Source organism: Candidatus Allofontibacter sp. (assembly GCF_038145245.1).
Lineage (GTDB): Bacteria > Pseudomonadota > Alphaproteobacteria > Pelagibacterales > Pelagibacteraceae > Fontibacterium.
This window is the reverse complement of sequence record NZ_JAYQPI010000023.1, coordinates 1-13,569: the sequence shown is the minus strand read 5'-3', so window position 1 is coordinate 13,569 and position 13,569 is coordinate 1. Positions and strand designations below refer to the sequence as shown.

The following is a 13,569-nucleotide window of genomic DNA, read 5'->3' as shown; positions in this document are numbered from 1 at the left end:
TGTGTTAGGCGTGCCGCCAGCGTACGTTCTGAGCCATGATCAAACTCTCAAGTTTAATAACGGCGTACACAAGCTTTTACTATCTGTTTAATTAAAAACAGCTTGTACAAAATTACTTTTGTATTTTTTATAGAAGTGTGTACAGCCAAATTTTTTTACAAATATAGCCGTCCACGCTTCTCTTCCTAATTTACGTTTTTAAAGAGCTCAACAAGACAACAAGAAATCTGTTAGGATTTCTTTTTGTCTTATTTAAATTTTTATTATTTTGTCCCTAAATAATTAATTATTCAGGACAAGGGACGTTGTATGTACGTCTAAAATGTTGCTAAGTCAACACAGCTAGTAGTGATTTAAACCCAATAAAATAGCCTCTTATTTGCTACTACACATGTGTTTGACAACTGAAAATTGAGTTTTGGGATGACTCTAAAAAGTTAATGAGATATTTAACTGCAAATGTATAGAAAGATCCTAAAGTACAGGCCAAACATTAGGCCTAGTTTAGTATTTTTAATAGTTCCAGTTATTATTATTTTCATTTTTATATCTAAATCTTTTGATCAATATAGTGAGACTGGAGAAAGTAAAAATCAAGAATTAGAAAATAATTTAATAACAGTAAAAGATTTTTTATTTAATCAATTTAATTCTGGAGCAACAAAAATAGAATTTAAAGCAAGAAATGGAGATAGTCTTCAAAGAATTCTTTATGATCAAAAGATTTCATCAACAGAAGTTAACAATATTCTAAGCGCTCTTAGAAGAGAATATAATATTGGATCATTAAAGAATGATCAAAAAGTTTATTTAATTATTAAAAAAGAAAAAAATGGAAATTTTGTTTCAAGATTAACTATAAATATAGATAATATTACTTCAGTTCATGTTTTTCTAAACAAAGATAACGTTTATGAGACAAAAAGAGTTACGAAGATTTTAACAAAAAAAAATCATTTAGTTGAGACAACAATTGATAGAGGAATTTACAGAACAGCAAAACAGTCTGGAATTGAAAATAGTATTGTAGCACAGTTTGCAAGACTTTATGGTTTTGAAATAGACTTTCAACGTGATTTAAGAAAAAATGATAAAATTAAAATATTTTATGAAAGATATTTAGACGATGACGGAGTATCACAAAGAACAGGCAACATTATCTACAGTGAAATCACTAATACTCAAAAAAATATTATTCTTTATCGTTATGAATATCCTAATGGAAGCTTTGGTTATTTTACACCTGAAGGAAAAAGTATTGAAAGAAGTTTAATGAGAACTCCAATTAATGGAGCAAAATTATCTTCACGATATGGATTTAGGCTTCATCCAATCTTAGGTTACAATTTAATGCACCAAGGTACGGATTTTGCTGCACCTATTGGAACTCCTGTGATGGCATCTGGTACTGGCACAGTTGAGTATGCGGGATGGAAAGGTGGATATGGAAAGTTTATTTCAATACGCCACAGTCCTGTTTATCAAACTAATTATGCCCACTTACAAGATTACGCTAAAGGAATAAGACGAGGAGCAAAAGTCCAACAGGGTCAAATTATAGGATATTTAGGAAGCACTGGAAGCTCAACGGGTCCGCACTTACATTATGAAGTTATGATAAATGGTAGAAAGGAAAATTCACAAACATTAAAATTGCCTTCTGCTAATCCTTTAGAGGGTAATAATAAAAACTTTTTTGAGATACAAAAAAGAAATATCGATAACTTGATTTTAGAAGCCTCTAAAAGGAAATAATAAATTTTTAAGAATTTTCTTCAGCTTGCTCTACGTTAGCAGCTGTTGTTTCTTGTGGCTCGTCTAAATGAACGCCTGGGATTTTATTAATAATTTCTGTTGTCTCAACTGGCGTTTCAGTTGTAGATCCATTTCTTTCAGATCTGTATTGTGGAGGAGCTATTCTTATATAATGATCTGCATGCTGATAATAATTTTCAGCTAAAATAATATCACCAGATGCAAGAGCTTCTCTCGCTAGATTGTTATATTTTTCAATTAGTTTATGAGCCCCATGTGAACCATTGTTCCTATATCCATTATTGCCGTTATTATTAAAAGAGTGTTCAATATTCTGAGATCTATTACTTCTAAAACCACCATTGCTTGGCCTTCTCATTCCTCCGCCACTTCTTTGATCTGGGCGTCTTCTAGGTCTTCTTACAAAATTATTCATCAATTATTAAAAATTAAAATTATTATTTATTGTTTGATTTTTTTATTTCAATTTCAGGGAAGTCATTAAACTTCCATAAAAGCCATTTAATGTCAATTCTTAGTTATTTTTATAATATTTCTTAAAGTTTAGTTGCTAATAAACAACGAACTTGTTTGTTAATTAAAATATACTTATCTAAAATCTTAAAGTGATTTTTTTTTAAATATTTAACTAATATATGAAACTGATTATCACCAATTTCAAGTGCTAGCAAACCATTTATTTTTAAAATTTTTGAAGCTAAATTTATAATTTTATATAAAAAATCAACACCCTCCACACCTCCTTGCAAAGCAATTTTTGGTTCGTAGAGCTTGATGTCAGAATTTAAATTTTTCAATGAAATATCCTTCAAATAGGGTGGGTTTGAAACAACAAGATCAAATTTTTTATCAAATCTTATCTGTTCCAAGTTTATATTTTTAAATAACGCTCTATGATTTACTTGTTGCAAAATTGAATTTTTATTTGCAATGGCTATCGCTTTTGAAGATTTGTCTATACCAATTCCTTTAGCTTTAACTAATTCTTTTAATAAAGATATTAAAATACATCCAGAACCAGTGCCTATATCTAAAATACTAAAATAATTATTTTTATTATTAATATAAGATAACAGTAAATCGATTAACACTTCTGTTTCAGGCCTTGGTATTAAAACTGAACGATCAACATAAAAATTTGTGCTCCAAAATTCTTTATTATTTAATATGTAAGCAATTGGTTCTTTTTTTACTCTTCTATTTACTAATCGTTCTAATTCTTCAGTTTTGTTAAGTGGAAGATTTTCTTTTAATTTAGAATAAATGTTCTCTCTTGGAATATTTATTAAATGAGAAACTAATATCTCAGAATCTAATCTAGAGTTTAAATTATTACTTCTCTTCAATTTCTGTTCTACAAAAATAATTGCATCATTAACTAACATACATTTACACTTTTAAGTTTTCTAACTGCTCTTCTTGGAATTGAATTTGTATTGCATCAGACAATTCTTTAAATGCATCACCTGCTAAAAAATCTGTTAACTTATAAAGCGTCATATTAATTCTATGGTCTGTAACTCTACCTTGTGGAAAATTATATGTTCTAATTCTTTCAGATCTATCCCCGGTTCCTATCTGACTTTTTCTCGCCTTTGCTCTTTCGCTTTCTTGTTGAGATCTTTGTAAATCATAAAGTTTAGATCTTAAAATTTTTAAAGCTTTGGCCTTATTTTTATGTTGTGATTTTTCATCTTGTTGCGAGATAACAATTCCTGAGGGAATGTGAGTTACCCGAACTGCGCTGTCAGTGGTATTAACTGATTGTCCACCAGGACCACTTGATCTAAAAACATCTATCCTTAAATCTGCATCGTTAATTTTAACATCTACTTCTTCAGCCTCGGGTAAAACCGCAACTGTTGCTGCTGATGTGTGAATTCTACCTTGTGTTTCAGTATCAGGTACTCTTTGAACTCTATGAACTCCTGACTCAAATTTAAGTTTGGAGAAAACATTACGTCCTACAATAGATGCAATAATTTCTTTATAGCCGCCTCCTTCGCTGTTTGATAAATTTATAATCTCAACTTTCCAACCATTTAATACCGCAACTTTTTGGTACATATTAAATAAATCAGCTGCGAATAAAGCAGCTTCCATACCGCCTGTTCCTGCTCTTATTTCAATAATAGCGTTCTTCTCGTCAGCATCATCTTTGGGAAGTAAGAAAACTTTAAGTTTTTTTACACATTCATCTTCTTGCTGTTTTAAATCTTTAAGTTCTCTCTCGGCCATTTCATAAAATTCTTTATCAGTAGTTTTGTCCTCTAGAATATTTTTAGTATTTTTTAAATCTTCTAAGATTTTTAAATAATCTTTTGCATAATTAATTATTTCGTTAAGATTTGAATATTCTTTTGAATTACTAACAAACTCATCTTTTTTAAGATCTGGTTTTGCTAAAATAGCTTCTAACTCATTGAATCTATTTACGATGTTCTCAACTTTATCTATGGGTATCATTTAAATTTAAAGCGCTTGATTTCTAATCTGCTCTGCTTTTTTTTCAACAAGTCCTACAATGTGATCAATAATGTTTTCGCTAGGAACTTTATGATCCTGCAATCCCGACAAGTAAATCATATTACTTCCCTTGCCGCCACCTGTTAAACCAATATCTGTTTGCGATGCCTCGCCAGGTCCATTCACAACACAGCCAATGATAGATAATGTTAATGGCTCTTTGATGTGAGATAGTCTTTGCTCTAATATTTCAACAGTCTTAATAACTTCAAATGCTTGTCTTGCGCATGATGGACAAGAAATTATTTTAACTCCTCGATTTTTTAAATTTAAACTTTTTAATATTTCAAGTCCTGCTTTAATTTCATTTACTGGATCAGAAGAGAGAGAAATTCTTATAGTGTCCCCAATTCCTTCACTTAATAGCATTCCAATTCCAATTGAAGATTTAATAGTCCCTGCAAAATAACTTCCGGCTTCTGTAATTCCAAGGTGTAATGGGTAATCACATTTTTTAGCGAGTTGTCTGTAAGCATTAACCGCTAAAAAGATATCTGATGCTTTAACACTTATTTTAAAATTAAAAAAATCTAAATCTTCTAAGATTTTAATATTTCTTTCTGCACTTTCTACTAATGCTTCTGGGCATGGCTCTTTATACTTTTCTAATAAATCTTGTTCTATTGATCCGCCATTAACGCCAATTCTAATTGAACAGTCAAAATCTTTTGCAGCTTTAACAATTTCTTTTACTCGATCTTTCGAACCGATATTTCCAGGATTAATTCTAAGACAACTTGCTCCAGCCACTGCAGCTTCGATAGCTCTTTTATAATGAAAATGAATATCTGCAACGATTGGAACATTTGCATGTTTAACAATTTCTTTTAATGCCTTTGTAGATTCTTCGTCTGGGCAAGAAACTCTAACAATATCTGCGCCCGCTTCAGCTATTTGATTAATTTGCAACAAAGTTGCTTTTGAATCGGTAGTTAAAGTATTAGTCATAGACTGAACAGATATTGGAGCGTCTCCTCCAACATAAACATTTCCAACTTTAATTTTTTTAGTTTTCCTTCTTACAATTTCTCTAAACGGTCTGATACTGCTCATAAATTAATCTAAATCGAATGCAGTATGAATTGCAACTACAGCTTTTTGTGTTTGATTTTCATCAATTAAAACGGAAATTTTAATTTCTGAAGTTGATATTACTAAGATATTTATATTTTGGTCTGATAATGCTTTAAACATTTTAAAGGCAACGCCTGGGTGTGTAATCATTCCGGCACCCACTATTGAAACTTTTGCAACTTTGTCGTCAAAAGTAATTTTTTCAAATTTAAGATTACTATTTTTTTCAATTAAGTTTACAGATTTTTTTAAATCTTCTCTCTTAATTGTAAAAGTAATGTCGGTTTTTTTATTATCTGCGGATACGTTCTGTACAATCATATCAACACTAATATTATTTTCATATAAAGGTTTAAAAATACTAGCTGCAATTCCTGGTCTGTCTTCCACACCTATTAAGGTTATTTTTGCATCATCTTTAGAGTAAGCAACTCCTGTTATAACTTTATCGTAAGAAATCTTATCATCGCTCGTAATGCTAGTGCCTTCGTTGTTTGTAAATGTTGATCGCACATGAATCTCAACATTGTTCATCATACCTTGTTGTACAGAATTACTTTGCATCACTTTTGCACCTAGAGATGCCATCTCCAACATTTCTTCATAAGAAATCTTATCAATCTTTTTTGCTTTAGGATTAATAGCTGGATTAGTTGTATAAACACCATCTACGTCCGTATAAATTTCACAATAATCAGCACCTATACATTTAGCCAATGCAACAGCTGAGGCATCCGATCCACCCCTGCCTAATGTTGAAAGTCTAAAATCTTTAGAAACTCCTTGAAATCCTGGAACAACAGGAATCTCTCCTTGATCTAACGATTTATTAAGTTTTGTATTTTCAATTGAAACAATTCTAGAATTAGAATGAAAACCTTCAGTTACAATTGGAATTTGCCAACTTAACCATGATCTTGATTTGAGACCAAGTTTTCTTAGAGCGCCTGCAAATAATGTCGAAGTGACTTGCTCACCTGTTGAAAGTAAAGCATCATATTCTTCCACATCGAAATTTGGATCTATTTCTTTTGATTTTTTTATTAAATCATTAGTGACGCCTGACATTGCTGAAACAACAACAGCAACTTTATGGCCTTCATCTGCTTTGCTTTTGATAAGTTTTGCGGCATTTAAAATTCTTTCTATATTTGCAACTGATGTACCGCCAAACTTAACTACAATTTTACTCATGAATGCTAATTAATATATTAAAAATTTAGATTTATAATTACCTCTATGTTAAATATTTCGCAAGAAAATGAACATAGATAATAAGAATAAACAAACTGACGATCCTCAAGAAATAAATAAATTCTCAGAATTGGCTTCTGAATGGTGGGATCCCAATGGAAAATTTGCACCTTTGCATAAATTTAATCCTGTCAGACAAGAATATTTAGTAGATAAAATTAAAAATCATTTCTCAATATTACCTAATGGATCTTATCCATTTAAACACTTAGCTTTATTAGACGTTGGATGCGGTGGTGGTTTAATTTCAGAACCTATGACAAGACTTGGGGCGAAGGTTACTGGAATTGATGCATCAGAAAAAAATATTAACGTTGCAAAATTTCACGCAGAACAAATGAACTTAAAAATTAATTATTTATGTACAATTCCTGAAAAATTAAATGAACAATTTGATGTTATTTTATGCTTAGAAATCATTGAACACGTTGCCGATGTTGATTTGTTTATAAAATCCTGTGCTAAATTATTAAAAAAAAATGGTATCATATTTTTTGCTACACTAAATCGAACTGCTAAATCGTTTTTATTTGCAATCATAGGCGCTGAGTACATACTAAATTGGCTGCCCAAAGGAACTCATGATTGGAATAAATTCTTAAAACCTAATGAAATAATCTCAATAGCTTCTAATTATCAATTAACACAAAAAGAAACAGTGGGATTTAAATTTAATATCTTTTTAAGAGAGTGGGAAAAAAGTAGAGATACGGACGTAAACTATGCAGTCAGCTTTAAAAAAGATTAGGCATCCTCTTTAGGAGCCCAAGGAATCGTTGCAACATCAATTCCCTCTTCTTGTAATTCTTTAGTCTCTTCTAAAGTAGCATTGCCGTAAATATTTCTTTTCTTTTTATTATCGTAATGAATAGATCTAACTTCAGATACAAATTTGTCTCCGACATATTCAGCGTTCTTAGCTACATAATCATTCAATTCTCTTATCTTACTTTTTACATTTTTTAAGAATTCTTTTTTTTGTTCTACATCTTTTTCAGTATTAGAGGTTTTAGAAGTTGCAACACTTGGAGCCATTATACTTTTTTTAACAGTCTTTGACTGACCACAAACGTAACAATTAATTAAATTTTTTTTTAATAATTTTTCATACTCGTTGGAATTTTGAAACCAGCTTTCAAAAGTCTCACCACAAGAACATTCAAGATTATATTTAATCATACTCTTAATGTAGTAACGTTCGTGTTAATTTCAATATGTTAGTTTTTGTTGAAGAATAAAATAACTTTTCCAAGCGTTATTCCAAATTTTGACATGGTTGCAATATTTACTAAATAATTATTGTCCTGCAAAAACATCCAATCATCAAAACTTACTTTGTATTTACTAGAGCCAATTGGAAGATCAAAATCATACTTCCAATTAAATGCATTTCCAGAAGTTGATCCTGAAGCAAGACCTATTACTCCATTGGCATAACCTTGATAATGATTGGTACCAATTTTTTCAAGTTTCCACTCCCTAAATTCTTTAGTTCCATCATCATAAATAAAATTCTCCTTCATAATGAGATACTTTCCATCCCAAGTTCCATCGATATCAACTTTAAAACTTTTTTTAATATTACCAAAACGATCTTCGAACACTCCTCGCGCAACTGTTTTGCCCTTAAAATACTCCTCTAATTTAAATTCAGGTTTATTATTTTGAAATTGTTCTAATTTCATAGATGAAGAACACTGTGTTACACTAAAAAAAATAAAAAATATAAATAATATTTTATAATTTTTATTTAAAAAATTTGTAATAATTTTCATAAATTCTATCAAAAACAATTTGGCTTCCTGGTAAAAAATTAAACTGTTTAATTTGCTTTTGATTTATCCAGCTAAATTGTTGTTTTTCTTTAAGTTTAATCTTTCCAGACCAAAATTCTACAAGATAAATCATCATAATAATTATATTATTTTTATATCGATGAGTAATTAGATCTATATTTTTTAAATCTTCTTTATTTATAATGACTCCTATTTCTTCATGTAATTCTCTGATTGCGCAATCTTCAAAAGATTCATCATTAAAAAGCTTTCCACCGGGCAACTCCCAGAATCCACTCAAAAATTTACCCATAGGTCTACTAGTAATTAAAATCTTATTAGACTTTTTGAGTAAACAGGATGAAACGTATGTTATTTTCATAAAATAAATTTAATAAATATTTAATATTAACAAATTTGACATTCGCTTCTATGCTACTTATATAACACTTCAATCAAACAGAAGCATATGCCAACAATCTTTGATAATTTAAAAATAGGTAATCTAACTCTTCCGAATAGAATTATTATGGCTCCGCTAACCCGTATGCGAAGCAAACAGCCTGGCAATATTCCTTGGGAATTAAATGCAACTTATTATGCGCAACGTGCATCGGCTGGATTTATCATAAGTGAAGCCACACAAATTTCTCAACAAGGTCAGGGTTACCCTGGAACTCCTGGAATTCATAGCAAAGAACAAGTGCAAGGATGGAAATTAGTTACTGAAGCTGTACATAAAAATGGTGGTCATATTTTTTTACAATTATGGCATGTAGGTAGAATTTCTCACTCATCACATCAGCCAAATAATAGTTTACCCGTTGCGCCCTCAGCTATTGCTGCAAAAAATTCTGGAACATTTACTGCTGATTGGAAACCAACTGCTATTTTAACTCCACGAGCATTAGAAGCATCGGAACTTCCTGGAATTGTTCAAGATTATGTAAACGCTGCAAAAAATGCAAAAGAAGCTGGTTTTGATGGCGTTGAAGTTCATATGGCAAATGGATATTTGCTTGATGAATTTTTACAAGATGGAAGCAATAAAAGATTAGATGAATTTGGCGGTTCTATAGAAAATAGAGTTAAATTTCCTATGCAAGTATTAGATGCTGTTATTAATGTTTTTGGAAAAGATAGGGTTGGTGTGAGGCTTTCTCCTTATGGAACATTTAATGATATGAGCGACTCTAATCCTGATGAACTATTCAATTATGTAATAGATCAGTTAAATCAAAGACAAATTGCATTTCTTGATATGATTGAGCCTAGAGCAACTTCAGCTGGAGGGGCCGATACTGTAAATACAAATGCTCCATCTACTACAAAATTATTTAGAAATAAGTTTAAGGGAGTATTTATTTCTGCAGGTGGATACACCCCTGAAGATGCAAAAAAAGCTGTTGAGTCAAATGATGTGGATGCTGTAGCATTTGGTAGAATTTTTATTGCAAATCCAGATCTGCCAAAACGTATTAAAACAAATGCACCGTTAAATCCTTATAACCGTGCAACGTTTTATGGCGGTAATGAAAAAGGTTATACAGATTATCCAACCTTAGATTAAAAATTTAAACAGGATCGATGTGCGTCATTAGGTTTAAAACCCTAGAACTACGCATAACTCTATTTCTTGCCTCAACTGCAATAGCATGGCCTTCGGTAACTGTTAAAGTTCCTTTAACCTCAATATGAACATCAGCAATAATACTATCACCAACTTTTCTTGTTTTTAGATCATGAACATTAATAACGCCTGGAGTTTCTAATATTATTTTTTTAATCTTTTCAACTTCATCTATATCAGCAGCTTTATCTGTTAAAGCATGGATTGCTTCGTAACTAAAATTCCATCCCATTTTTAAAATCATTACACCTACAATGATCGCAGCAATTAGATCAAAGCTATGATAACCGAGAAGATTAAAAATAATTCCAATTGCAACAACCAAAGATGAGGCCGCATCAGAGCGAGCATGCCAAGCATTAGCCATTAATAGGTTTGATTTAGCTCTTTTTGCTATATTTAAAAGATAACGAAATAATAATTCTTTAACGACTAAACAAATGATTGAAGCATATAAAGCTCCGATATGTACTGCTGCGATTTGATCAGAATTTTCAAGCTTCTTACCTGCGCTCCAAATCATTGCGCATCCAACCAATACTAGCAAAGCTCCTAAAAATAAACCTACTGCGTTTTCGTATCGATGATGTCCATAATTATGATCATCATCTGGAGGATTTAAAGATTTCTTACTCGTAATCAAAACTATTAAATCTGAAAACATGTCTGCTAAAGTATGAAGACCATCGGCAACTAACCCTGCTGATTTAGAAAAAAATCCAACAATAATTTGAAAAACAACTAGACAAAAATTAACAACTACACTTGTCCATGTACTCTTATTCGCAATTTTTCTTTTTCTAACGTAATTAGATAGTGAATCTGACATCTATTTTGCTACTTAAAATATACAATATTCTAAAACTATTTTATTTATTTGATTAAATAAAGTTTCCCTATATGGTCTCTTTTTTAATTTAATATTCAAATGCCAACATTCATTGACTATCTTTTATTAACAGTTATCACGATATTTCCAGTTTTAAGTCTTGGAATAATGTTATTTTTCTCACTCGTAATCGCACCAACTATTCACAAATTTTTACCCACAACTCAATCAGGGCCGTATATAAGAAGATTATTCCCTATTTATTACATTATTAATGCAGCTCTTGCGTTGGGTTCTTTAATTGCAATTCTATCCCTTGGAATTTTTAATATAATTTTTTATGTAAATGCTGCGATCTTAATTTTATTTGCATTTTCTTACTTTTATTTAATGCCAACAATTAATAAACAAAAAGCAAAGAACAATCGTAAATTTAAAATTTTACATGGTAGCTCTGTTGCAATAAATTTTATTCAAATAATTCTACTAATATCAATCACTGTTGTACTATTAGACTTTTAGAATCTATTTACTTAGATCTTCGATAAACAATATCAAGAATTAATGGTGAAAAGGTTGCGAATAAAAAAGACCAAAAAAGTAAAGAATTAGTAAATATCTCATTAAATAAATTTTTATTAAAAATAATACCAACCAATAAAGATTTAGAAAAATCTGTGCTTGGAAAAAATAATAATCCCAAGCAAAGTCCGCACATTATTAAAGCAAAAGATCTACAAGAATAAATTTTCTTTTGGTATAGACCTTTAAAGATTACATAAACACAAGCACAACATAAAAGATCTGCTAATAAAAATAAATAAAGTACACTAAATTGATAAAGAGCAATAATTAAACAAATACAAGCCAATAAAATTAAAATAACATTTGAAAGTTTTTTATCTTTTAAAAATCTAAAATTAAAAAAATCTTTACTGTGAACAATTGTAAGACTTGATATTGAATTAAACAAAGTATCAACGGTACTAATAGTTAAACAAAGAGAAAATATAAGAACAATTAATGATATGAAAATATCATTTTTATTTAAAATAATAGAAAAAAAAGCAAGATCTTCATTAAATTTTAATCCATTTAATTTTGAAATACTGCCTGTCACCCCCATAAAAAAAACGATTAAAGAAATAATAAAAAATGCAATAAGCAAACTCTTTACTAAAGTTTTTTCATTTTTAGCTGCATAAACTCTTTGCCAATTACCTTGATGAAATAAATTGGTTGCAGCAACCGCAATAAAAAATACAAAGCCAAATTGAAAAGACAATATTAAAGATTTGCTATCAAATTTAATAAAATTTTCCTGAAAAATATTTAGATTTAAATTATTATTATTCTGTAAGAATACTGAAAAAATTAGATAAAAAAATAATAAGATTAAAATAATAAATTGGATTCCATCACTTCTGATTGTTGCTTTTAATCCTCCATATAAAACATAAGTTAGTGTGAAAAATAAAATAATAGAAGCTGAAATCCAAATATTAAGTCCTGAAATATAATAAATCAGCTTTGATATTGCGGTTACTTCTGCACATAAAAATATAAATAAATAGAAAATCATTAAGGAAAAAATTAATCTGAATAAATTTTTTCCAAATTTTTTTAGTACTATTTCAGTTAATGATTTACCCTTTGGTAATAATAATCTTATCTTTTTTCCAAAAAATATTAGCAAAATCATCGGAAACGCTGTTCCAAGTGCATAACCAATAACAGATCCAAACCCACCCCATGTCGCAGCGGTTGGTGGTCCAAATAATATCCATGCTCCAAGTGATGATGCAATTAGAGTAGCGCTTAAATTAAATACTCCTTCATTTCGATCTGAAACTAAATAAGTATTTAAGCTAACTTTTTTTCTAGAATAAAATATTCCAACAAATAAAAATAATGCTGAAACTAAAACAACAACTACAAATGTAAGATTTAAACTTAAGAAATTATTTATCATTTTTCCCTAATTGAATTACCAATCCAGGTTCAAGGGTCTAATCTCAGCCTCTTTTGAAGCACCCCTAAAACTTAGTTAAAGAAATACTAAATCAGTATTTAGAGACTTGCAATCTCTAAATACTGAATAGTAATAATGTTATTTAATTAAAATGTTTTTTTAGCTTGAAGAATAACGTACTCTCTATCTTTATTACCAGCTATTCCACTCACGTTGCTTTCTTTGTTAGCATTTATGTACGATAAATCAAAATTTATAGTCGCTAATTCTTTGGACAATGTAACTGTTGTAGTTGCAGCTTCATTATCCCAAACACCATAGCTTAATTTACTTTGAAGAACTCCAAAGTCATAAGTAGCATTAAACTCATAGTAATCTCTATCAAGTTTTGTAGATCCACTTTTTTGACCACCAGTGTCATCAACATAATAAGCAGCTCCAAAAGTGTAAGGTTTTTTATCTGGAGCTATAGTTATTTTTCCATAATATTCTGCAGTTTGTTTTTGGTTGCTTATACTTGCACCTGGATACATATATGAAGCATATCCAATATCAAAAGTGGCAATGCCAACAGTCTTAGTTATTCCCCCATAAACGTCGTATTCATAATTGTGACTATCCGATCCGTCAGATGCACCAGCCCAAGCCCCTAAATACACTCCAAAATCTCCTACTGGGTGAGTAAAATCAGCGCCCACAAATGGTGATGGCTGAGCTTTATTTTGTTCTATTC

The 13,569-nt window shown here is 30.1% G+C and carries 15 protein-coding genes and 1 riboswitch; of the genes, 4 read left to right on the top strand and 11 right to left on the bottom strand.

Annotated features, from left to right (window positions below):
* Nucleotides 1-459: 459 nt before the first annotated feature.
* Nucleotides 460-1,755, top strand: coding sequence for a M23 family metallopeptidase (locus AC8IGH_RS03855; RefSeq protein ID WP_507419399.1), 1,296 nt, complete (start codon nt 460-462; stop codon nt 1,753-1,755).
* Between the two features lie 7 nt (nt 1,756-1,762).
* On the opposite strand, the gene AC8IGH_RS03850 is transcribed toward AC8IGH_RS03855, so the two are convergent.
* The 5 genes from AC8IGH_RS03850 to AC8IGH_RS03830 all read right to left on the bottom strand — a co-directional run bounded on the left by AC8IGH_RS03850 (nt 1,763) and on the right by AC8IGH_RS03830 (nt 6,570).
* Nucleotides 1,763-2,191 (bottom strand): DUF4167 domain-containing protein, encoded by a 429-nt coding sequence (locus AC8IGH_RS03850; RefSeq protein WP_507419398.1) that lies wholly within the window; start codon nt 2,189-2,191, stop codon nt 1,763-1,765.
* Between the two features lie 121 nt (nt 2,192-2,312).
* On the bottom strand, nt 2,313-3,161 hold the full coding sequence (gene prmC, locus AC8IGH_RS03845; RefSeq protein WP_507419397.1) for a peptide chain release factor N(5)-glutamine methyltransferase: 849 nt from the start codon (nt 3,159-3,161) through the stop codon (nt 2,313-2,315).
* Between the two features lie 4 nt (nt 3,162-3,165).
* On the bottom strand, nt 3,166-4,242 hold the full coding sequence (prfA, locus tag AC8IGH_RS03840; protein ID WP_507419396.1) for a peptide chain release factor 1: 1,077 nt from the start codon (nt 4,240-4,242) through the stop codon (nt 3,166-3,168).
* 6 nt (nt 4,243-4,248) lie between these two features.
* The gene (ispG, locus tag AC8IGH_RS03835) at nt 4,249-5,355 is read right to left on the bottom strand and encodes a flavodoxin-dependent (E)-4-hydroxy-3-methylbut-2-enyl-diphosphate synthase (RefSeq protein WP_507419395.1); all 1,107 of its coding nucleotides are present in this window, start codon (nt 5,353-5,355) and stop codon (nt 4,249-4,251) included.
* A 3-nt stretch (nt 5,356-5,358) separates the two neighbouring features.
* Nucleotides 5,359-6,570, bottom strand: coding sequence for an aspartate kinase (locus tag AC8IGH_RS03830; protein ID WP_507419394.1), 1,212 nt, complete (start codon nt 6,568-6,570; stop codon nt 5,359-5,361).
* Nucleotides 6,571-6,643: 73 nt separating this feature from the next.
* On the opposite strand from AC8IGH_RS03830, the gene ubiG reads away from it, so the two are divergent.
* Nucleotides 6,644-7,378, top strand: a complete 735-nt coding sequence (gene ubiG / locus AC8IGH_RS03825; RefSeq protein WP_507419400.1) for a bifunctional 2-polyprenyl-6-hydroxyphenol methylase/3-demethylubiquinol 3-O-methyltransferase UbiG — start codon at nt 6,644-6,646, stop codon at nt 7,376-7,378.
* Here ubiG and AC8IGH_RS03820 read toward each other — a convergent pair.
* The 3 genes from AC8IGH_RS03820 to AC8IGH_RS03810 are packed head-to-tail and all read right to left on the bottom strand — an operon-like array spanning nt 7,375 to nt 8,787.
* Complete coding sequence (locus tag AC8IGH_RS03820) at nt 7,375-7,809, bottom strand: DUF1178 family protein (RefSeq protein ID WP_507419393.1); 435 nt, start codon at nt 7,807-7,809, stop codon at nt 7,375-7,377. The two genes, ubiG and AC8IGH_RS03820, sit on opposite strands and share 4 nt — an antisense overlap.
* Nucleotides 7,810-7,847: 38 nt before the next feature.
* Nucleotides 7,848-8,405, bottom strand: coding sequence for a DUF3833 domain-containing protein (locus AC8IGH_RS03815; RefSeq protein WP_507419392.1), 558 nt, complete (start codon nt 8,403-8,405; stop codon nt 7,848-7,850).
* Nucleotides 8,377-8,787 (bottom strand): (deoxy)nucleoside triphosphate pyrophosphohydrolase, encoded by a 411-nt coding sequence (locus tag AC8IGH_RS03810; protein WP_507419391.1) that lies wholly within the window; start codon nt 8,785-8,787, stop codon nt 8,377-8,379. The genes AC8IGH_RS03815 and AC8IGH_RS03810 overlap by 29 nt, the downstream gene beginning before the upstream one ends.
* A gap of 87 nt (nt 8,788-8,874) precedes the next feature.
* On the opposite strand from AC8IGH_RS03810, the gene AC8IGH_RS03805 reads away from it, so the two are divergent.
* On the top strand, nt 8,875-9,975 hold the full coding sequence (locus AC8IGH_RS03805) for an alkene reductase (RefSeq protein ID WP_507419390.1): 1,101 nt from the start codon (nt 8,875-8,877) through the stop codon (nt 9,973-9,975).
* A gap of 4 nt (nt 9,976-9,979) precedes the next feature.
* Here AC8IGH_RS03805 and AC8IGH_RS03800 read toward each other — a convergent pair whose 3' ends face one another.
* On the bottom strand, nt 9,980-10,864 hold the full coding sequence (locus AC8IGH_RS03800) for a cation diffusion facilitator family transporter (protein ID WP_507419389.1): 885 nt from the start codon (nt 10,862-10,864) through the stop codon (nt 9,980-9,982).
* Between the two features lie 99 nt (nt 10,865-10,963).
* Here AC8IGH_RS03800 and AC8IGH_RS03795 point away from each other — a divergent pair, with 99 nt between their 5' ends.
* Nucleotides 10,964-11,386, top strand: a complete 423-nt coding sequence (locus AC8IGH_RS03795; RefSeq protein ID WP_507419388.1) for a DUF4149 domain-containing protein — start codon at nt 10,964-10,966, stop codon at nt 11,384-11,386.
* A gap of 7 nt (nt 11,387-11,393) precedes the next feature.
* On the opposite strand, the gene AC8IGH_RS03790 is transcribed toward AC8IGH_RS03795, so the two are convergent.
* Together AC8IGH_RS03790 and AC8IGH_RS03785 are read right to left on the bottom strand one after the other, a co-directional pair.
* Nucleotides 11,394-12,836, bottom strand: a complete 1,443-nt coding sequence (locus AC8IGH_RS03790; protein WP_507419387.1) for a sodium:solute symporter family transporter — start codon at nt 12,834-12,836, stop codon at nt 11,394-11,396.
* A riboswitch (TPP riboswitch) is annotated at nt 12,823-12,912 on the bottom strand. It overlaps the preceding gene by 14 nt.
* Nucleotides 12,913-12,982: 70 nt before the next feature.
* Nucleotides 12,983-13,569: TorF family putative porin (locus tag AC8IGH_RS03785; protein WP_507419386.1), on the bottom strand; the 587-nt coding region annotated here is incomplete at its 5' end.